Origin of the sequence: Echinicola strongylocentroti (assembly GCF_003260975.1) — a bacterium.
GTDB classification, from domain to species: Bacteria; Bacteroidota; Bacteroidia; order Cytophagales; family Cyclobacteriaceae; genus Echinicola; species Echinicola strongylocentroti.
This window is the reverse complement of the sequence record NZ_CP030041.1, coordinates 3578741-3601805: the sequence shown is the minus strand read 5'-3', so window position 1 is coordinate 3601805 and position 23065 is coordinate 3578741. Positions and strand designations below refer to the sequence as shown.

13 protein-coding genes are annotated in these 23065 nt (G+C 47.1%); 8 read left to right on the top strand and 5 right to left on the bottom strand.

The window, feature by feature from the left end; genetic code table 11:
- Positions 1–36: 36 nt before the first annotated feature.
- Positions 37–1104 (bottom strand): branched-chain amino acid aminotransferase, encoded by a 1068-nt coding sequence (locus DN752_RS14045; RefSeq protein WP_112784536.1) that lies wholly within the window; start codon positions 1102–1104, stop codon positions 37–39.
- A gap of 212 nt (positions 1105–1316) precedes the next feature.
- Between DN752_RS14045 and DN752_RS14040 the strand changes: the two genes are divergently transcribed.
- A complete protein-coding gene (locus DN752_RS14040) occupies positions 1317–2741 on the top strand; it encodes an aminotransferase-like domain-containing protein (protein ID WP_112784535.1) in 1425 nt (474 codons plus the stop codon).
- 573 nt (positions 2742–3314) lie between these two features.
- Here the strand turns inward: DN752_RS14040 and DN752_RS14035 are convergent.
- From DN752_RS14035 to DN752_RS14020, 4 genes are all read right to left on the bottom strand, one after another.
- Positions 3315–6956, bottom strand: a complete 3642-nt coding sequence (locus DN752_RS14035; protein WP_112784534.1) for a DUF4450 domain-containing protein — start codon at positions 6954–6956, stop codon at positions 3315–3317.
- Positions 6957–6962: 6 nt separating this feature from the next.
- Entirely contained in the window at positions 6963–8036 is a 1074-nt protein-coding gene (locus DN752_RS14030; RefSeq protein ID WP_112784533.1) for a glycoside hydrolase family protein, read from the bottom strand.
- A gap of 328 nt (positions 8037–8364) precedes the next feature.
- The gene (locus DN752_RS14025) at positions 8365–9879 is read right to left on the bottom strand and encodes a RagB/SusD family nutrient uptake outer membrane protein (protein ID WP_112784532.1); all 1515 of its coding nucleotides are present in this window, start codon (positions 9877–9879) and stop codon (positions 8365–8367) included.
- A gap of 18 nt (positions 9880–9897) precedes the next feature.
- Positions 9898–13068, bottom strand: a complete 3171-nt coding sequence (locus DN752_RS14020) for a SusC/RagA family TonB-linked outer membrane protein (protein WP_112784531.1) — start codon at positions 13066–13068, stop codon at positions 9898–9900.
- A 442-nt stretch (positions 13069–13510) separates the two neighbouring features.
- Between DN752_RS14020 and rhaM the strand changes: the two genes are divergently transcribed.
- The 7 genes from rhaM (at position 13511) to DN752_RS13985 (ending at position 22786) form a co-directional block, all read left to right on the top strand.
- The gene (gene rhaM, locus DN752_RS14015) at positions 13511–13825 is read left to right on the top strand and encodes an L-rhamnose mutarotase (protein WP_112784530.1); all 315 of its coding nucleotides are present in this window, start codon (positions 13511–13513) and stop codon (positions 13823–13825) included.
- 60 nt (positions 13826–13885) lie between these two features.
- Positions 13886–16675, top strand: a complete 2790-nt coding sequence (locus tag DN752_RS14010; protein WP_112784529.1) for a glycosyl hydrolase — start codon at positions 13886–13888, stop codon at positions 16673–16675.
- Between the two features lie 856 nt (positions 16676–17531).
- Positions 17532–18581: a GntR family transcriptional regulator gene (locus DN752_RS14005; protein ID WP_112784528.1), complete on the top strand. Its 1050-nt coding sequence runs from the start codon at positions 17532–17534 to the stop codon at positions 18579–18581.
- Between the two features lie 92 nt (positions 18582–18673).
- Positions 18674–20116: a purine-cytosine permease family protein gene (locus tag DN752_RS14000; RefSeq protein WP_112784527.1), complete on the top strand. Its 1443-nt coding sequence runs from the start codon at positions 18674–18676 to the stop codon at positions 20114–20116.
- Positions 20117–20128: 12 nt separating this feature from the next.
- On the top strand, positions 20129–20314 hold the full coding sequence (locus DN752_RS13995; RefSeq protein ID WP_112784526.1) for a hypothetical protein: 186 nt from the start codon (positions 20129–20131) through the stop codon (positions 20312–20314).
- Positions 20315–20367: 53 nt separating this feature from the next.
- Entirely contained in the window at positions 20368–21288 is a 921-nt protein-coding gene (locus DN752_RS13990) for an alpha/beta hydrolase (RefSeq protein WP_245949225.1), read from the top strand.
- Between the two features lie 442 nt (positions 21289–21730).
- Entirely contained in the window at positions 21731–22786 is a 1056-nt protein-coding gene (locus DN752_RS13985; RefSeq protein WP_112784524.1) for a GntR family transcriptional regulator, read from the top strand.
- Positions 22787–23065 lie beyond the last annotated feature (279 nt).

The following is a 23065-nucleotide window of genomic DNA, read 5'->3' as shown; positions in this document are numbered from 1 at the left end:
GACCCATACTCCCAAAAGTCTATACCCTTTTATCGATTACCTCGTCAAGGCTTTTTCCAACACTAAGTTCCACGCATACGGATCTTTTTCTTTCCCTGAGCGGATAGCGGTCAGCTTCTGCTTCAACTGGAACATCTGAGCATCATCTGCCACATAAGGCCTGTAATCTTTTCCTTCCAAATGGATCAGTTCCAGAGGCGCCACCACGGCTGCCGTGCCTCCACCAAAGGCCTCCACTTTCTTCCCTGCTTCAAAAGCTTCTTGCAGCTCCAACAAGCTGATCGGTCTTTCTTCTACTTGCCAGCCCAAATCCCTCGCGATATGCAATAAGGAATCCCTCGTCACACCTGCCAAAATCGTTTCTCCAGCTGGTGGAGTCAGCAGCACACCATCGATGATGAACATCAAATTCATCGTCCCTGATTCTTCCACATATTCATGGTCACGACTGTCCGTCCAGATCACCTGATCAAATCCCTCTTGCTGGGCCAGCTTTGCCGGGTAATAGGCTGCGCCATAATTCCCGCCATTTTTGGCTGCTCCTACACCTCCTGAGGTGGCACGGGTATAGTGCCTTTCCACTTTGACCTTTAGCGGCCTTGCATAATACGCTGCCATCGGGGTACACACCACCACAAATAAATAATCTGTGGAAATGCTTACACCCAATCGCTCTTCTGTAGCAATGACAAAAGGCCGGATATAAAGGGAATTTCCCTCTCCTTCCTTGATCCAGTCTTGCTCCACCTCCACCAATTCCTTGATTCCATTCTCAAAAAGCTCCTTGGGCACTTCTGGCATGGCCATCCTACGCAAGGACTGATTGATCCGCTCGTGATGGCGGTCCAGCCGAAATATACTGACACCATCATCCACTTGCCGGTATGCTTTGAGTCCCTCAAAAACTGTCTGGCCATAGTGTAGGCACATCGCCAATGGAGACAAGGTCAGTTTTTCATAGGGCTGAATAGCCGCCGAATGCCACTCACCTTCACTGTACTTGGCGACCAGCATGTGGTCGGTGGCTTCCACACCAAACTGAAATTGGTCAAAATTAAACTGTTCGATGGAACGTTGAGATGTTAACTGTTTTTTAATTTCCATACCCGCTTTATTTCAGGTTATTATATTGATTTTTCTCAAAATTAAAGAACATAAACCAACCATTACAGTTACAGTTTTTGTAATTTTTACCATAACAGATAGAGAGAAGCGCGAAATTAGAAGACATTAAACAAGAATACAGATGACTCCACCGCTATCGAGGACATTACTCAAGACTCACTACCATCATCTCACGTCTACGATCTATTTCCATGAACCTATATGAAAAACTCGCCAAGGAGCTAGAAAAGCAAATCAAAAACGGAGCATATCAATTTGGCGAACGCCTTCCTTCCGTGCGGCAGCTGCACCGCGAGACCAGCATGAGCATCAGCACTGTGCTCCAAACCATGTACCTATTGGAGGCCAAGGGGCTGGTGGAAGCACGTCCCAAGCGGGGGTACTTTGTCTCCTTCTCGCCCAACCAAAACGTCCAAACGCCAGTCGTCTACCGACCAACCACAAAGGAAGGACGTGGAAGTATCGATGATACCATCCAACAGGTCTATGGCAAAAATGAACCCCATGATTCCGTTACCAATTTTTCAATCGGTGTACCTTCCTCAACGATGCTCCCCATCGCCCGGCTAAAGAAAATCGTTCGCCAAACGATGCTGGATCTGACGGACGCCTGCGTCCACTATGAACCCATCATGGGCAATCCCTACCTTCGCCGCCAAGTGGCCCAGCGTACTTCCCTCTGGGAAAACGGCCTTTCTCCTGACGACTTGATCACTACCAATGGCTGCATGAATGCCTTGGCATTGGCACTGATGACCATCACCAAGAAAGGCGACCGCATCATCACCGAAAGTCCCGTTTACTTTGGCACCCTACAGCTGGCCAAAAGTCTAGGATTGGAAGTAGTGGAAATGGCTACGCATAGCGAATATGGACTGGACATGGAAGAGGTCAAAAAGACACTAAAAAAAATTGACATCGCCGCAGTCGTCGTGGTCAGCAATTTTAGCAATCCGCTGGGCTATAGCATGTCTGCACAAAGCAAAAGAACCTTGGTAAAAATCTGCACAAACCATCAAGTGCCTCTTATCGAAGAAGACCTGTACGGAGATGTGTTTTTTGGCCCAGAAAGACCCGTTCCCTGCAAAAGCTTTGACAAAGCAGGAATCGTCCTGTGGTGCAGCTCCGTATCCAAGACCCTAGCTCCTGGCTATCGCGTGGGATGGATCGCTGCTGGAAAATACATGGACGAGGTCCTAAAGACCAAGCTTTATCACCAGGTAGCAAGTCCATCTCTCACGCATGAAGTAGTGGCCCGATTTATGGACAAGGGCCGCTATGACAATCACCTTCGGCAGCTAAGGGTAAGCCTCCACCATAACCTGCTCAGATACCTACAGATCATCCAGGAGTATTTTCCCGAAAACACCAAAACCACTTTTCCCAATGGTGGATTTTTACTTTGGGTCGAGCTGGATCCGCGGATAGACACCTCGCAGCTCTATGAACCTGCACTAAGCCTGGGCATCAAATACGCACCGGGGCGGATGTTTACCCTACGCGACCAATACACAAACTGCCTCCGTCTGAGCTTCGGCCTGGACTGGAACGAGCAAACCGCCAATGCCCTCACCAAGCTGGGATTGCTATTGCAGCATCAGTTGGTAAATTATTAGGTTGGAAGGTTTTAGAGGGTTGAAAGTTGGAAGGTTTTAAAGGATTCAAGGTTGGATGTCAGGCCCTGAATCTGGTCGGCATTTTCCCTTTTTCATCCCTACCGAGATGGGTGCCTGAGCGTAGCCGAAGGCCACCCACGCCTACTCCGAACTTGACTGTACTGGGGCAGGATCCAAGCCCAAGCTAGGAAACAGCCCCCTAGCCCCCGCAAAGCTCTTAAGTTAAGAAATTAAGTGAGGTCAGGCCGAGCGGATCTGCCTATCCTCCCATAGCCGTCAGGCTAATGAATGTAAGTTGTTGAAAGGCTATATCCTTTATTGGTGTCTGTATTATTCACAAATGGCCTAGGGGGATTTCAAATCCCCATTATCTCGGTTCGAGATTACAAATCTCGAACAGCTAGGTTAATATTAGTTTTCATTATCAATTATTGTAATCACTAGTCATTTACTAAAATCCTATTGTGTTTCTCTTTGCTCCAAAATAACCCCACCTAACCTCCCCGCCGTGGCGGGGAGGATTCTCATGTCTCACTACTCACGACTCACATCTCATGTCTCATATCTCCTGTTTCACTCCCTTTCCAAGGTAACCGCCATCAACCCGATCACTACTTCGATGGTCGTCGCTTTTACTTCGAGATAATCCAGTTCTTTTTCAGGATCTAAGGGCAAATCCAGCACTGTAGCCGCTCCGCCGTCTATCGCATGTTCGGTGAAGTGATCAATGGCTTCATACTGGTCATGGGCCTCTCGGCTGATTTTGCCCGTTTTCAGGTGCACCCGGACAGGCCTGGGTACGCCAATATCAAACGCATATCCATCGATATAATAATCCTGCTCGATCGGCCACCAGCTTTCAGGGTTGCGCAGGGACAAGATGTCTTCGCTGCCATCTTTATAGTGCACCACTACTTGGCCATTTTCCATCCTGCTCTGCATGTGGTTAGTGGATCCAGCCATTAGCAAGTAAGCATGATTCGCCTTCCCTGACAATGGGACTTTTACCTCTTCGGGGTAATTATCCCAATAAGAAGCAAACAGGATATTGTTCTTGGCTGCATCTCCTGGAGTGCTGAAAGGAATGCCCTGCGGCAAAACAAACTGATCACGCTCACCGGCCAACTTCCGCAGCCCCTCATCATTGATATCCATATAGGCTCCATGCGATGCCCAGTCGCCCATCCCCTGAACGGGAATTTGCAGGGTAGGATATGGCGATCGTGGACTTAGGTATTCGTTCCTGAAAATGGCCGTCACCTTATCATTCATCGCCGAAGAAATATCCACCGTTTCAAGGCTTTTTGATGAAGCGTCCAATTCCCAATTGATCACCTCCTGCTGGGCCACCAGCTCATCACCGTGATACACTTCTACCAAATTAGTACCTGTTTGGAGCAGGGGAAGTGCTTGGATGGTAAATTCATGCGCCTTATTTGAAATCAGGCTAACTTTCGCTTTCCAAGGCTTTCCGTTCACCAAAATGGAAACGGGCATAGCTTCCTTTTGATGATTCGTGACCGAAAAGGCCAATGCTGAAGGGGATTGCTTATCGACCGGCGTAATTTCCAGCCTTGGCAGTACCTTAACGGCAATTGGCTCCCACCAGGTCATTTCCCCTTGCTTCAGTTTAGCGAAGAAGGTTTTGTTCCCCATTTGGCTGGCAACCTTAACCTGAAATCCACCATCTGCTATTTCCTTAGCCGCCAACACTTGCTCCGGATCCTGCAATTTCAGCACTTCAGCCTCAGCCCTATCCAGTACCAAGCTTTCACCAACGGTGACCTCCTTGGGAAATCGCCAATCCTCCAATGCTGCTCCTTTCCATGCTATCGAAATATGGTGCTTTTCTCCCAAAGGTGCTTTGATCAACACGGCTGGTTTGCCCACCTGATTTTCCAACAGGCTCCAAGCCACCGGTTTGCCATTGACCTTTACCGCTTTTATACCCGTTGACCTTGCCCTTACGACCAATTCCACTTCAAGCTCCTTCCCAAATCGATTGGTGATCTCATAGTGATCCACCTCGTCTTTTTGCTTGAAGTCAATTGTCACATCCGGCGTACTAAGGGAAGCATATTCCCATTCGGCTGGAAAGCCTGGCACGATCTCCAATCGATCGTTCATCAAGTCGGGTTTTACCCCAAAGAGCCCTTCAATCAGCGACCTGGCTCCCATGCCCACTGCATCCGCAAAATCACGGTATAGCTCACTTCTCATGGCATCCAAAAAGGACAGCTGCTGAAAATTGCCGGGACTGCCGCCCAGGTACATACTTTCCAGCAGGGCACTTTTCCACAACCTGAATGCTTCATCGGAATTTCCTGCTTGCCAATAGGCCAAACTCGTGTGCAACACTTCTGCCAAAGCCACGTTATTCACCGACCAGGTGTAAGGCATCCAGATGGTAGTCGAAAGGGTGTGGTATTTCCCTTCTTCCAAGCCATCTGCTGTCAAAGGAATATGAGGAATTTGCGTATCCACGTATCGCGTCATCTGCCAGGCCTGAAAAGGATCCGGCACTTCACTGTCAATGGTATGATAAATGGACCACACCCCTGCTTGAGGGTGTACATTCTCTGGCCCCAAAAAATCCTTGTATTCTGCATACCAGCCATCAGGTAGCCAAAGTATCCCGTTCATTGCCTGAAGGATGCGGTCTGCCTCGGTCTCATACTTTTCTCCATCTTCGCCAATGAACGATGCCAGCTCAGCCGCTTTCTTATTGGCAAAATAATTATAGGCCGATGCATGGGCCACGCCTCCACTATTGTATTGAAGCGCATCACTGGCCCAGATACTTGCGTAGGCATTATAAAGCCCATCACCGTCCGGGTCAAAATTCCTTTTCTCCCAAGCCAAATGCCGCTCAATAGAGGGCCAAACCTCCTTCAGGTAGTCCACATCTCCTGTCCAATCAAAATGACGGATCAACTGGTCAAAAAACACTTGGTTCATATCATAGTGATGCGGAGAAGAGGGCTCTCCGGGACGGCGGCTGATATAGCCTCTGTTAAAGATAGATTTGCCTGTTTTCTCCATTTGTCGCGCCAGATGCTTCGCAGTATCCGGATCATTTCTACTTCCTCCGGGTTCCAAATATTGGGATGCCAGGTAGCCATCAAAGTGGGTTTTGGCACGGTCATGCCAGCCCATCCAGTCGGCCACGTAAGCACCTCTCCATCCCGGCAAAGGCATCCGCCACGCCACGGCACCGTGCACATAAGCCGGTGCGTCATAAATCGCATCTGCCGCTATCCCCAATGCCCCTCCTACGGTATTGATATAGGGATCGGGAGTTTTTACTTGGATGCGATTGGCCAGCTGCTTTCTTGCCTCATCTGCTTGTGAATAGGCTTCTGCAAGTCCTTGATAAGGTAAATCCTGAAATCCGGGCCTGTAGATCGCAAAGTAATGGGGAGCATTCCCCGCAGGCACCTTGCCCACCAAAACAGGCGCATCCTCCACCGTTGATTCCCAAAGCGCAGCGGGGCTGTCCATCATCTGGGGCGCAGCGGACCGGATTTCGGCATTCAATGGAAAAGTCCCCAGCATCTTTGGCCGTGGAGCACCATCTTTAGCTTCCCCATACATTAGCTCCAACTCATTCTGGCCATTCAACCTAATTTCATTGCCTTGGCACTTTTCTACCGTCAGGTCAAATACAGATGGCGGATCGGCACCAAGGTCTCCCATCCTACGAAACCGCTTGCCAGTGACGCCACCATACACCCATATCAGCTCGGCCGCTGCTGGCAGCCCTTCTGATTCAACGTTAAAAATCGCCCCTTCTTGCTCCCGCAAGGGCATTACACTGATGCTGATCTCACCTTTTCCCAATAGCGGATCGGTAATGGAATACACCATCATGCCTGCACGGTAACTGGCCGTTACATCTGCTGCCTCATGCAGCCATTTGGATTGGTCTCCCACTTGGACACCGAATCTAAAATGCCCTCCCATGCCAGGCAAATAAAAGGAAAATAGTGGCTGATCGCCCGCTTCTGTGCGAAAGTCGGAATGATAGCCATACAGGGCACGGTTAAACCTGCGCTCGCCATTGTCGATCACAAAATCCTGTCCACTCGGCGAGTAACGTAGCTTTCTGGGGATATCGTGCCAATACTCCTGCCCGATCACCTGATGGAAACTGCCAATAAAAAGGCAAATGAGTAGTAATGTAAATAATGCTTTGTCAGCCTTTAACTGATGCATGATGGTTTAGTTTTTTATTTTGAAGAGATAGGTACTTGATGTCATGAACTCACCGCCCTGACTGGCCAAAAAGAGGTAGTCCGGCTTATCATCCTTAAAGAGAATCTGTGGACGTTCAAACCTTCCATATTTTGACAAATGGCCAAGCTTAGGCGGTTGGCTGAAATAATGATCGGTCTCGTAATAGGCGATCTCAGGCGGGTCACTGAAATGAATCCCGTCTTCGGACGTTAGGTATAATCCATACTGGTGGTTATATATGCCCATGTCCCGCATCAGCATCCTGAATTTGCCCTCTTCGTACCATACAAATCCGTCTTCTGCCTGGATATTGTCACCTTTATCGGCGTAATTGATGATCGGGTTTCCTTCGTATTTACGGTACGGCCCTTCGGGCTGATCGGCTATGGCCAGTCCATATTTTCTATTGCCCCGGATTTTGGGATCAGTATAATGCTCGTATTCGTAAGTGTTCCAAGATTTGTAATAAAGAAAACACCGCCCATCAGGATGCTGCACAAAGGAAGGATTGGTGGTACAATGATCATCCCAGCTCCCCTCTTCTCCAGCTTCCAAAAGCGGCTCATCCGGCCGTTGCCAAGGACCATCCAGGGCATCTGCCGTAGCCAACCCTATCCGCTTGGTATTTGTGCGCTTATTGTGATTGCCCATATAAAAGAGATAATACTTCCCATTCACCTCCTTGATATGTGGATTATGGCAGGTCGTGGCGTCCCAGTGCTTACCTCCTCTTGGAGAGAATACCACCCCCTGAAAGGTATACGGTCCTTCCGGCTGATCGGCCACTGCGTGGGCGATTTCCGACTGATGGATCCATCCACCCATGCCGTACTCCGCCTTCCAGCGTGAATAGAACACGTGGACTTTACCCGCCGCATCATAGATGGGACTAGTCCCCCATACATAATACCCTTCTGTCTCCAGTAAACGATGCAGTGGCTCCAGCCGGCTGGCAAATGCAGATTCCGGATCCTTATGGAGCAATGGCTCCAACGATGACGGAAAAAGCCCCATCACCGGCATCATGGCTGTATACCCCAGAAAATTCCTTCGTTTCATAAAATGAGTTATTTTAACCCGGAATATGCATTAGCCTATCTACGCCACGGCGCACAGGTGTTGCGACCTGAAACTGCTTCAAAATCAGCCGTTTCACTTTAGTTTTCAGCATAACCGTAGCGGTGCTACGCTAATGCCTCCAAACTAACTGATTTTCTTGCAATTTCAGCTCTCACTACGATTCCTAACGCATAATCCGGGTTTAACCTTTTTCATCAAAAAGCCACCCGTCGTTAGCGGATGGCTTCATTTGTCTTTTATCTTTCTTCTTGACTCTTTTATCTATCTTAATACTGTCCTCGTACCTCGTACCTAATACTTCGTACTTCTAATAGCCCGGATTCTGCTCATACAGCCCTTCCTTCACATCCAATTGGTTGATCGGCACGGCGTAGATCAGGTCGTCTGAGGTGATGTCGGTAGAAATCTTGTTGCCCGAGTCATCTGTAGCAATCCAATCCAGCATCACATCGATGGCCATTCCTGAGCGCACCAGGTCATGCCATCTCAGGCCTTCACCGACAAACTCCCTCCTGCGTTCCTCCATGATTTGGTCATAGGTGACATTCGATAGCGGAGTGCTGACACCTGCGCGCTCCCGGATGTCGTTGACAATCTCGTCGATTTCGGCTTGGGAACCACCGCTTTTGCTCAGGGCTTCCGCTTTCATCAACAGCACATCAGCATAGCGGATCACGGGGTAATTCAGCTCAAAGTCAAAGCGGTCTACCCCCAAATTGTCCAAATCAAGGTATTTTTTGATAAACCTATCCTGAACGGTATTGCCATTGGCATCCGTATAATTTACCCAAACCGAGAAGTCATCTCTCACATCATCCGTCTCATAGGATGCCATCAAGTCAGCGGAAACGGTTTTGGGCGCATCCGGGAAGGTACCGCCTGCGAATGGAATCCCATTGGAGCGGGCAAAGGCTTCGGGATAGTGGTACTGCACATACTCTCCACCTACGCCAAGTCCACCGCTCAAAAACTGAACATCAAAAATGATCTCCTCATTGTTTTCGTTATCGTAAGCAAATATATCGGCATAGCTATCCACTAAATCAAACTGCCCGCTATCGATAATCTCGTTGAGCAGGGTCAATGCTTGACTCCATTCATTGGTGCCGAGTACTGGGCCATCAGGATGCAGCTGCGTACCTGAACGGGTCATATACACCCGTGCCAACAAGCCTCTGGCAGCATGTGAAGTGGCACGTCCCAAATCGCCTGCACTGGTAAATTCATCAGGCAAATTGCTGATAGCAGTTTCCAAATCTGAGATAATCAGCCCATAAACATCCGCGACAGGACTTCGGGGAATTTCCAATGCCTCCAATGGTGTCACTGGCCGATCAAAAAGCGGCACCCTGCCATAAAACCTCACGAGATCAAAGTAATAGAGTGCTCTTAAAAATTTCGCTTCTCCTTCGATCCTTGTCCTTATTGCTTCATCTGGAAGGACATCTGCGCTCAGGTTATCCAAAATGGTATTGGCGCGCATGATATTATTGTACAGGCCATTCCAAGTGGAATTCATGATCCCCGCTGTCGCCAAATTCGAATTAAAATTATTGATCAGGTTATAATCCCTGACGCCGGCGGTTCCTGGAGAATAGATATTGTCCGAGCGCACTTCACTCAATTCGAAATGATTAATTGCATAGGAGTTGAGCCCATTATAAGCTCCAGTAAGTCCTTTCAGAAAATCTGCTTCATTCTGATAAAAGGCGTTGGAGCCAATAGAAGAAATGGGCGACTGATCCAGTTTACTTTCGCAGGAAACCATTGCTCCTGTAGCCAGACCAATCAGCGTGATATATAGTTTATTCAACTTTTTCATTGTTCTTGTTATTTTGGGTTAAAACTTCAGGTTGACACCAAATACAATTGATTTGGACAGCGGGAATGCACCATAATCATCCCCATCGCTATTTACCGCCTCGGGGTTAAATCCACCCGTGTACTTATCCCCACCAAAGAAGTTCTCAGCAGTCACATAAACCCTCGCTGCAGAAAGCAGCTTTTCGTTGGCAATGATCCTGCCCAAGTCATAGCCCAGTGTAATGTTTCGGATTCTCCAATAATCGGAAGAATACAGCCAGTCGGTGTTTTTGATTCGGCCAAAGCTGGATACGGCTTTTCCTGTCTCACCATCACCTGGGTTCTCTGGAGATCTCCACCTGTTGCGGTGCCTTCCAAGGGTGTTTTCCACATAGCCCATTCCCGGACGGTCCATCGCACGGCCAAAGGTGGAATAGATCAAGCCACCCCATTGTCCTTGGACAAGGATGTTGAGGTCAAAGCCCTTGTACCTGAAGTTATTGGTAATGCCCCAGATATAATCCGGATTAGGATTGCCGGACAAAATCCTGTCATCAGGGTCAATCACCCCATCGTTGTTGGCATCCAAATACTGTGGGTCACCTTCTTCCTGGTTGCCATAAAGAGCTGCTCCATTATCGATTTCTTCCTGGGTCAGGATGCCGATATTCTGCACCAAAAACAACGTATTCATCGGCTGCCCCACCATGGTAATGCGGTGGTTGATATCAAAGCTACCGCCCAAAATCGGTGTGTTGTTTGGCCCTAACTGCCTTACTTCGTTGTTATTATGGCTGAGGTTGACATTGGTCGTCCATTCGAATTGCCCCGTGATATTTCGGGAAGTCAGCTCCAGCTCCCAACCTTTGTTCATCACTTCACCGATATTGGTCAGTGCCGTAGTGAATCCAGTAGCAGAGGGCACAGGGATGTTCAGCAGCAGGTTGGTATTCTTCCTTGTATAGTAATCAAAGGAAGCGTAAATCCTGTTTTGGAGCACACCCAAATCCAAGCCCACGTTTATCATCTCGGACTCTTCCCAGCCGAGTTGAGGATTGGGAAAGTTCCCGGGGATCAAGCCGTTGTTCAAGGCACCACCATAGGAATAATTCGCAAAATCCAAGGTGGCGATATGGGAATAATCTCCGATACCGTTGTTACCGGAAAGTCCCCAACTGCCCCTTAGTTTCAGATCGCTGATCAAGGGCACATCTTTCATAAACTCCTCATCAGAAAGTCTCCATCCCAAGGACACAGAAGGAAAAAAGCCCCATTTGGTCTCATCACCAAAACGGGAAGAACCGTCCCTTCTCGCAGATGCCGACACCAGGTATTTACCTTTATAGTCGTACTGCACACGACCAAAATAAGACAGCAAAGTACTCTGTGTTTCTGTGGTATTGGTACTGCCCGCATTGATCACTGCTGCATTGAGGGTAGTGATGCCTTCCACATCAAAATTACCACCCATGGTATACGTGTTTCGCTTATTGAAATTGTACGACATACCGATCACCGCATTCAGGTTATGGGCTTCGTCAAAAGACCTGTCAAAGGTCAAGGTGTTCTCATTGACAAAAGTCAACTTCCTGTAACCATTAAAACCGCCTGTGGTCTGCTTGTTACGGGTCACCGGTGCTGGCGTGTAGTTTTTATTCTGTTGGTCTACGTTGTCCACATTTAGCGTGGTCTTGAAAGCCAGTCCTTCGATAAAATCATACTGTCCGTAGGCGGTGGCCAAATTCCTGAAAATCGTCGTTTCATTTAGCCTTGACTTGGCATAGGCAATGGGACTTTGCCGCGAACTCGCCCAAGTATAAAGGGGAATATCTCCTACACCGGTATTCAATCCTGCATCTGCCTCCACCACTGGTGCCATGCCCACTGTGGTATGCGTAATGGCGTCCTTTCCTTCCACACCCGGATCATTTAAGGTGGAATAGGAAGGGTTTAGGTTCAAGCCAAACTTCAGTTTATTACTCGCCTGTACCTCTACATTGGCACGGGCAGAGTAGCGTTTATAGTCCAAGCCAACGGCAATCCCCTCCTGATCGAGGTAATCACCAGAGATGAAGTATTTCACGCTCTCGTTACCGCCGGATGCATTGAGCTGGTAATTCTGTACCAGTCCTTTACGGAATAGGTGATCCTGCCAATCTACCAACATCAATCCCGGATAACCTTCCATCGTCCACCGCTCGTCATACATATAGTTTCGGTCAAAGCCTCCTAAGATGGCCTCCCTTTCTGCTAGGCTTTGTGATGCGCTGCGGCCTTCACCTGACTGTTCCCACTGGGTATTGATCATCTCAGTGGCCCGGTCGATCCACTCAGTGGGGCTCAACACGTCCAGCTTCTTAACCGTCTCGTTAAACCCAACATAGGAGTTCAGACTGATCTGCGCCTTGCCGGATTTACCGCTCTTGGTATTGATCATGACCACGCCGTTGGCGGCACGGGATCCGTAGATGGCAGCAGCTGCGGCATCTTTCAGCACTTGAATGGATTCGATATCATTGGGGCTGATATTGTCCATGGGATTGCCACCAGAAGCCTCCAAGGGAAAGCCATCGATCACATAAAGGGGCTGACTATTCGCCGTAATGGAGCCCACACCCCGGATCTGGATATCAAATCCCCGACCTGGCACTCCAGTAGTCTGCTTCACCCTTACGCCGGCCATTTGACCGACCAAGGCTTGATCCACCCGCTGAATGGGGCGTTCGGTTAGGTTCTCTGGCTCCATCTGAGCAATGGCTCCAGTGATATTTGCTTTTTTCTGGGTACCATAACCTACCACGACCACTTCTCCCAACTGCTGCATGTCCACCTGAAGGGTTACATTCAAGGTAGTCTGGCTACCGACAGCTATTTCCTGCGTTTCGAACCCAATAGAGCTAAACGTCAGCACAGCTCCATCATCAGGTACCTCCAAGGTAAACTTACCGTCTATATCTGTAACAGTTCCCCGCCCAGTACCTTTTAGGAGAATACTTACACCAGGAAGCGGTAGATTGTCTTCGCTGGAGATCACAGTACCTGAGACCTGCTTTTCCAAGTTATTCATCGTGATTGCTACGTCATTATTGACCAAATGACCTGAAGGAAAGGGGATTTCCTCCGCATTTGCCACGGCACCATAGGCCATGGACATGAACAAAAGCGCTCGCTTTTGCCATGGATTCTTGAGGGTTAATTGTCTTTTCATTGGTTATTTTTTTAGGGTTTGTCTTACCGGTCTCACCGAAGGAGCCCGACGTACTTTTTTCCATAAAGCTTTCGTGAACAAAAGCCACCTTAATACCTCCAAGTAATCAGGTGAACTGCCAAAAATGAAACAACGAATTCATCTCCAGTCGCACCTAATAACTTGAACCACTTGCCCTAATGTAGAGGGAAAGTTTTTGACCTTTGTACTGTAGTATCCCGTAAGCACCGCTTTTCAGACGTTTGAATTCTTTTTTGACCACCCCTCCTTTACAGGAATAAAAACCGCTTCTGCTCCAACTACACCAGCCATATCGGAGAAAAATCTAATCCTTAGCCCGACTACTTACACTGTCCTTCACAACCCATACCCGTCAGATCATAACAGTTGTTTGAGCATTATTATGTTTCTTAGGAGCTAGGACAATAATTCCGCTTAAAAAATGACAAAACAAATTGCCTTCAAGATGAAACTACTGCCTGGACATGAGGCAGAATACGAAAAACGGCATCGTGAAATATGGCCTGAACTAGTGACCTTGCTTAAGGACAGTGGTGTGCAGGATTATAGTATCTACCTGGATCACGAAACCTCCACCCTATTTGCGGTACAAACCGTAGCCGGAGACAGCTCCTCCCAAGATCTGGGCAATACGGAAATCGTACAAAAATGGTGGGCATACATGGCCGATATCATGGAAACCAATCCCGACCAATCGCCCATAAGCCTCCCGCTAAAAGAGGTTTTTACCTTGTAAGCCTTCTCCCATTCAAAAAGGAAAACGGAAGTCTACTATTTCAATTAGCAATTAAAACCAATGAAACTTACCTTAACATATCTCCTGCCAGCTATTTGTTTGATGGCCTTTTCATGTCAGGCTCCTTCTGAGGAAGCGGCCGACAAACCAACTATAACCCCGAACCCCTGGCCCGCAATCACCAACCAATCCAAACCCTGGACACGATGGTGGTGGATGGGCAACGCCGTGGACAAGGAAAACCTCAGCTACCTAATGCACGAATATGCGGACGCTGGACTGGGCGGAGTAGAGATCGCCCCCATTTACGGAGCAAAAGGCCATGAAGACCGCTACCTGGAATTTTTGTCTGACGAATGGCTGGACATGCTCAGGTACACCATCGATGTGGCCGACAGCCTGGACATGCAAGTGGACCTGACCCAAGGAACGGGCTGGCCTTTTGGTGGGCCGTTTGTCAATCCCGACCATGCTGCATCCAAATTGGTCACAAAGGAGTTTGACTATAGTGGACAAGCGGTTTTCTCACAAGACCTGACTTGGGAAGACGAAAAGCGACCTGAACTCAGCCCCGAGCTTATCGCCGTCATGGCTTATGGAAACAATGGACAAGTAGAAGAAATCACCGACCAAGTCACCACACAAGGACAACTGAGCTGGGAAGCCGAGGGAAACTGGAAAATCATGGCCATCTACAATGGCAAAACAGGCCAACAGGTAAAGAGAGCTGCACCGGGAGGAAAAGGCTATACCTTGGATCATTTTTCGACGGCAGCCGTTAACAGCTACTTGGATGTTTTCGCAAAAGCTTTTGGGGAGGACACGCCCGGAATAAGGGCCTTTTACAATGACAGCTTTGAAGTATATGGTGCCAATTTTACCAAGAACTTTCTTGACGAATTTCAGCAGCGAAGAGGCTATGATTTAAAAGCCTACTTACCGCAGCTCCTTGGCAAGGAAAATAATGAAGAAGTCGCCCGCATCAAGTCGGATTATCGCCAGACGCTCCACGAGCTGCTCTTGGAGCACTTTACCGAAAACTGGACAGCATGGGCACACAGCAAGGGCAAGAAAACCAAAAACCAAGCGCACGGCTCTCCCGGCAACCTGATAGACCTGTATGCCACGGTGGATATCCCTGAATGTGAAACGTTTGGCTCCAGCTACTTCCCGATACCGGGACTCAGAAGGGACAGTGCGGATATCCGAAACGTGGACCCTGACCCGATCATGCTGAAATTTGCATCCTCGGCAGGTCACTTGGCCGGAAAGCCGTTGATTTCCTGTGAGACCTTCACGTGGCTGGGCGAACACTTTAAGTCTTCATTCTCCCAGATGAAACCTGAGGTGGATCAAGCATTCCTTGCCGGCATCAACCATATATTCTACCATGGTGTCACCTACTCTCCCAAAGACATTGATTTTCCAGGCTGGTTGTTTTATGCATCACTTAACCTCACCCAGCAAAACAGCCTCTGGCCGCACTTCAAGAGCTTCAATGAGTATATCGCCAGGTGCCAATCTGTACTGCAGGCCGGCAAGCCTGACAATGAGCTGATCGTGTACTGGCCAGTCTATGACGTGTGGGCTGAAGAGGGCAATATGTTCAAGATGATTTCTGTCCACCATATCGATGACTGGCTGCACCCTACTGCCTTCTATGCGCAGACTACCGAGCTGATGGAGCAGGGCTATTCACTTGATTTTGCATCGGATAAACTGATCCGTGAAGCTAGCGTAAAGGATGGAAAAATCCTTACCCATGGGGAGGCCTCACCGGCCAAAGCACTACTGGTCCCCAAAATGGAATACTTCCCTGTCCAAACCTTGGAAGGTGCCATCCAGCTGGCCAAAGAAGGTGCTACGGTGATCTTTGAGGCGGTTCCTGAGCATGTACCGGGACATTTTGAAGTGGAGAAAAGAGAAAAGCAGCTGGCAGAAACCTGGAATCAGCTCCAATTTAATGATCAAGGAGAAGCCACCACTGGAAAAGGCAAGATCATCCTTAATGCAAACGCCAGGCAAGCCCTGAAAAATGAAGCGATCGACAGGGAATCCCTCACGGACAGCGGGCTGCAATTTATCCGTCGGGCAGTTGGGGATGACAAATATTATTTCTTGGTCAACCATACTGCCAATACCATCGATGAAGAAATCTCACTAAATGTCGCGGCTTCTTCAGTATTTCTGATGAATCCACTCACAGGAGAAAGCGGCTTGGCAAAGAGCCATGGCCAAGAAGGTAAAACCGTCGTCAAAGTACGTTTGGAATCCGGTGAAAGCCTTTTGCTGCAAGCTTCGGCAGCGGAGACCACTTCGGCAGATCACTGGGCATACCGGGCAGAAGCTGCTCAAACCGTCCCTGTGAAAGGACCTTGGAAGCTTCATTTTGACGGTGGAGGACCGGGTCTTCCCCAAGACCAGACCTTCGAAACCATCCAACCTTGGACGGCCAATGGCGACAAAAAAGCCGCTGAGTTTTCGGGACAGGCGACTTACAGCACCACATTTGACCTCCAAAAATCAGATGGCAAACACTACTTGCTGAAACTCGGAAAGGTTCATGAAAGTGCCAAAATCTGGGTCAATGGCCAAGAAGCTGGCTACGCCTGGAGTATCCCATACCAACTTCCAATAGGGAAACACCTGAAAGACGGCAAAAATGAAATCAAGATCCAAGTGGCCAACCTTATGGCCAACCGGATCCGCTACATGGACCAGCAAGGCCTAGAGTGGAGAAATTACCACGAAATCAATTTTGTCAACATCAACTACAAGCCATTTGACGCCTCCACATGGGATGTAATGCCTTCCGGACTGGAAGGGCCAGTGGAGCTGGAGGTGTTTTGACAGCAATTAAAGTGCATAAATTAATTGACACTTCTTTGAGATCATTCCTAGACATAGCTGTTTGGGAATGATCTTTTAGGTAAGTTTTACCAGATTTAATACAACTTTTTAATATGAAAACAATTAAACTTCGCTCTCTATGGATTATAGTGGGTGAAGATAAAATGCCGGTTATTTCACCGTTGATTCATACTCTTTTCCAATGAGGAATTTTCTGTTCTGCCTTGAGGTATTTGACGTTAAGAAATCAAAGAAGTGGGCTGGAAAAGGCGCAGGCTTGTCTGACGTGAATCAGCACAAAAAGTTGGTTTGCTGCTCAAATGGAGGAGTTTGCCTGCGCGAGTGCTGGCTTTGATTTTAGTCAAATAGCTCACCGCAGCGGGGTTTTTTGGTTACTTTTTTGACCTGAAGCAAAAAAGTAACAAGGTAACAAGCTGGGAGCCACGCTATAATTTGGCAAACGAAATAAAAGTTGCCCACAGTAAATCATATAGAACCACTTTTATTTCTAAAATCCCCCCAGTAATAACATTCCTATTAAAAATGTGCAATCGATTGTACCAAACAGCATTGTACACCCCAAAATCAATTGCTTACATTTACAGCAAACGATTTCGAAAAGAACAGTTTTCTTTCTTCTTTCTAATAAATTCATTACATTTCTTTAATTGGATAACCAAATTATATTTCTCTGAAAAAAGCGTTTAAGCAACTAAAAGATAACATTCCACCTCATCAAACGCTTAAACACCTACAACAACCGACTACCGCCCACATAAAATATCTACCGACACTTGCTTGATATAGCAAGTTCTATTTATATTACAATCGATTGCACAACGACCTAACCCCCAAAATGATCGAAGCTCCAACATCCATCCGTATTGATTCGGAGTCCAGGATTCCGAAATACCAGCAAATCGTCAATTCCATCATTGAGGACATTGAAAAAGGCAGCCTATCTGTGGGTGAAAAAATCCCCTCCATCAATGAAATCAGTGAAGAGTACTACCTGTCGAGGGATACCGTAGAAAAAGCCTATAACCTTCTTAAGAAAAAGAAGATCATCGTTTCTGTAAAAGGCAAGGGGTATTATGTCGCCAGAAATGTATCCCAATCCCAGGTAAAGGTGCTTTTCTTGCTGAACAAACTGTCCAATTACAAACTTCGCATTTACAATTCATTTGTCAACAGCCTAGGTGCTGACGCGCAAGTAGATCTCCACATCTACCATTGCGATCCAAAAAACCTACTGAACCTACTTAATGAAAATACGGGAGCCTATGATTACTATGTAGTGATGCCCCATTTCAAGGACGACGATTTACACCATAATAACTACAACCAAGATGTAATCGATGCCCTTCGCAAAATCTCTTCTGATAAGCTGATCATCATGGACAACTACATGCCCGACCTCGGAGATGAAGTGGCGTCCATTTATCAGGATTTTAAAATGGACATTTACAAAGCACTTAAAGAAGGGCAAGCCCGGCTTCAAAAGTACGACACCTTGATTTTGGTCTATCCTGACAATGTCATCTACCCCTATCCTAAAGAAATCAAGCAGGGATTCAAGAAGTTTTGTGTGGAATTCGGACTGGAATTTGAAATCATCAACACCATCTATCCCGAAATGGAACTTAGCCCCAATGATGCCTATATCCTCATTGAGGAAAACGACTTGGTCAATCTCATGAGGCAGATCAGGGATGAAGAATACTTACTTGGCGAAGACGTAGGGGTCATCTCCTATAATGACACGCCTCTAAAGGAGCTCTTGGGCATCACGGTCATGTCCACGGACTTTAAGGTAATGGGTGAAACAGCTGCTTATATGATCAAGAAACGCAAAAAAGAGGTGGTGAAGAATGTCTTTAACTTTATCGATAGAGGCTCTATCTAAACTACTGCACACCACTCCTTCATAACAGTACAGGATAGCTTTTATCCTGTATTTTTTTAATTTCACACCTACCCAAAATACGGTTTAATAACATGTCCGATAAAAAGAACCTTGTACAGAAACTAGAATCTGTCAACGAATATGAAAGGGAGGCGATCCCTAAGAGTAAGCTTAAAAGCTGGAAATCCTTTGTAGGCACCTATGCCGGTGAGCATACCGCGGGGACGGAATTTGTCCTTGGGCCGCTATTTGTCGCCCATGGTGCCAGTGCGATCGACTTGGTAAGTGGATTGCTGATAGGAAATATCCTTGCGGTGCTCAGTTGGGCTTATTTCACAGGCAAAGCCGCTACCAAAACCCGTCACACCTTGTACTTCCAATTGGAGAAAATAGCAGGAAGCCGCTTCACCATGATCTATAATTTGGTCAATGCCGTTGCTTTCTGTTTTTTGGCAGGTGCCATGATCACTGTAGCTGCCACGGCTGTCGGGATCCCCTTTGACTTGGCCATGCCGGCACTGGACGACACCCTGCCTACCAGCCTTGGATTTGTCCTTACGGTATTTGTGGTCGGAGCCATTACGACAGTTATTGCCATGTTTGGCTTTAACCAAGTGGTGAAGTTTGCCAACATCGCTGCGCCATGGATGATCATGATCTTCGTCGCAGCTGCCGTAGCAGTACTGCCGCGATTAGGGATCAACTCCATCAGTGATTTCTGGCCAGTGGCGCAAGAAACCATCTGGTCTGGCGTACCTTTGGAAGGCAAAACCAAGTTTACCTTCTGGCACATCATGTTCTTCGCTTGGTTTTGTAATATGGCCATGCACATCGGAATGGCAGACATGTCCATCCTGAGATATGCCAAAAAGTGGACAGCAGGCTTTGCAACTTCCACTGGCGTCTTCTTGGGGCACTATGTGGCTTGGCTTGCTTCAGGCATCTTGTATTCACTTTTCCTACTGGAATCAGACGGCAGTCTGGTATTTGCCCCGGGACCTATTGCCTACGAGGCAGTCGGTATCGCAGGAGCGATCTGTGTGATCATCGCCGGATGGACTACCGCCAATCCTACGCTCTACCGTGCAGGTCTCGCCATCCAATCCATTAATCCCAACTGGAAAACCTGGAAAGTCACGCTATTTGTGGGATTGATCACCACAATTGCAGCATGTTTCCCTGCGTTAATGATGCAGTTGCTGGACTTCGTGGCACTGTATGGCTTGGTGCTGATGCCAGTAGGGGCTGTCATATTTATTGATATCTTCCTTTTGCCCAAGATGGGCATGAGATCCAACTTCGCAGAGCTGACCAATCGTAATTTCAACCCTGCTGTAGGGATCACTTGGCTGATTACTTTGGTTTTCTGTCTGGGCCTCAACCTATTTGTAGGAGTCGAGATCTTTTTCTTGGGACTACCTGGCTGGTTTGTAGCTGTAATCATCTACATCGCAAGCAGTAAAATCATCCAAAAAAACACCCCATTACCTGACATTAAAAACACTTCTTCCAAACGAGAAGTGCCCGTATCCTAACCCAAATCAACCATGAAAGCTATTATCAAACTTATATCATTTATCGCATTGGCCTTAAACCTTATCCCTGCCTTTTTGGTATTTCAAGGGATTATTTCCCCTGACCAATGTAAAACCCTGATGTTTATTGGTACGGTACTTTGGTTTATCACTGCTCCCATGTGGATGAACAAAAAATCTGAAGAGGCCTCGTCATAGGCCTCTTTTTTTTATAGATTTGCGTAAATCTATAATTACCAATAAAGCCCATTATGATGTTTTTCAGCAAAAAGGTGTTCATCGCCTTAGTTCTATTGGCGGCGCCTGTTTTGGCTTTTGCCCAACAAAAAACTTACCCACTCTATCCAAAAGAAGCTCCGAATACCAAAAAGCTCGTAGCCAAAGATGGTATCGGAAACGGAGGAAGGATCACAGAAGTAGCCATCCCTCAATTAACCGTCTATCGTCCACAGAAAAACGAAAGCAATGGCAAAGCCATACTCATCTGCCCTGGTGGTGGATATAAGATCATTGCCATCCAGCATGAAGGCCACCAAATAGCACGCTGGTACAGTGAGCGCGGATATACCGCAGCCGTATTAAAATACAGGTTACCAGAAGAGGAATTGCTAAACGCTTCATGGGAAGTACCACTGATGGATGCAGAGGAGGGCATGCGTTTTTTAAGAAAAAATGCCTCCAAATGGGGCTATGGAGAGGATAAAATCGGCGTATTGGGCTTTTCTGCCGGCGGTCATTTAGCATCATCTGTCTCCGTCCATAATCATCCTGCTGAAGGAAAAACCCCTAGCTCCAAACCTAATTTCAGCGTATTGGTCTATCCTGTCATCAGCATGGACACCGCCATCACACATCAAGGGTCAAGACGTAACCTTCTGGGCGAAAAACTGGAAACCGAATGGGAAACATATTTTTCAAACGAAACACAGGTCAATACGGAGACACCACCTGCTTTCTTGGTGCACTCATGGGACGATGGCGCTGTTCCTGCAGAAAACTCGATCCGATACGCAAAAGCACTCCATCAATTTGACACTCCAGTAGAACTCCATCTCTTCCAAAAAGGTGGCCATGGATACGGCAGCGGTAATTTCGAGCAGCACGGCAATGCCGCCACATGGCTGGAACTCAGCGATCGGTGGATCAGTGACCTGTTCCAAGAAAAAGAGTAACGATCAGTCCTACTGATCAACAGCCATAACCTGAGTTTTACTAAAATACATAGCAATGAGGACCTGACTGGCCGAATGGCCATCAGAAGCAACGTAACCTGCTCTATAACGAGCACCAATACCTAGGGGTTCACCTACCCTATTTTTGCCTACAAGTAGTTTTTATAAAAATAACCGCCTATTTTTTCCATAAAAAAAATTATAAATATTGGGCACTTTAGTCAGCAATAGTTATATTGCATGTGAAGTTTTGTGAGGTTGCACTTCACCTCATTCACTTCTACTGATTGGCTAGCTAGTCAGCTTTTCCGATTGTATCGCGAAAAGAGTTGTTAACCCTAAGCGTAAATTAATTGCCCGTTTGTACTCTTGGCCTTCACTCCAAAAATGGCCAATTGTTTACAACAATTAAACCCTTAGTATTAACCAACTCGATAGCGTTATGACATTAGTAGCAGAAGGACTTCTTTTACAGATCGACAGCAAGTCCAGAATCCCCAAATACCAACAAATCGTAGATTCCATCATCAAGAACATTGAAAATGGCTATCTCAAAGTAGGAGAGAAACTACCTTCCATCAATGATATTTCGGAAGAATATTACCTCAGCAGGGACACGGTCGTAAGGGCCTACAATCTCTTAAGGGAAAAGAAAATCATCACCTCGGTGGTTTCCAAGGGCTTCTACGTAAACAAAGCAGTAAATAGCTCCAACAGCAGAATACTTTTTATCCTCAATAAGCTGAGCAACTATAAGCTGGAGATTTACAACACCTTCGTAAACAGCATGGGCTCCGACAACCAAGTTGATCTCAGGGTATACCATTGTGACCCGCAGTTGTTGATCAATATTTTGGAAGAAAACATGGGTGCTTATGACAACTTCGTCATCATGCCCCATTTTAAGGACCAAAAAGCCACCCACACCAATTATGATAAAGAGGTCATCTCCTGCATGAGGAAAATCCCTAAGGGCAGGCTAGTGATCATGGACAATTATCTACCAGAGATGGGGGATAATATTGCCTGCATCTACCAGGATTTCAAAATGGACATCTATAGGGCACTGGAAGAAGCCAAGGACCAACTAAAAAAGTATGACAAACTCATCCTGGCCTTTCCAAACAACCCTATCTACCCTTATCCCAAGGAAATCAAACAGGGTTTTTTGAACTTTTGTAACACGCACCATTTTGATGCAGAGGTGCTGGATAAAATCTATCCCGATATGGAGCTGCAGAAAAAGGATGCCTATATTGTCATCGATGAAAATGACTTGGTAAGCCTAGTGAAGCAAACACGGGACATGCAGTATCAGATTGGTAAAGACATTGGCGTGGTTTCTTATAATGATACACCATTGAAAGAACTCTTTGATATTACGGTCATCTCAACGGATTTTGAGCTGATGGGCGAGTCTGCTGCTTATATGATCAAAAAACACAAGCAGGAAGTGGTGCCCAATATCTTTAGTTTTATTGACAGGGGATCGCTGTAGGGAGTAGTTAGTAACCAGTGATCGTAAATTGCATGGTGAATAAAGTAGCCTTATTAACCTGAGTTAGACTTGTTTTAAGTATTAAAACCGTCATTGCGAACCCTTTTCAGGAGGATGTGGGCTGGAAAAGGGTGTGGCAACCCCCAAATACTAAGACTGCCACGGCTTCCATCCCTCAAATCTCCCACTAAGCCTCGCAGTGCATGTTCCGACCACTGTACGGAAACGGTTTTATAGTCGAACTGAGGTTATTAAGTGGATCCGCCTTGTAGGTATTGT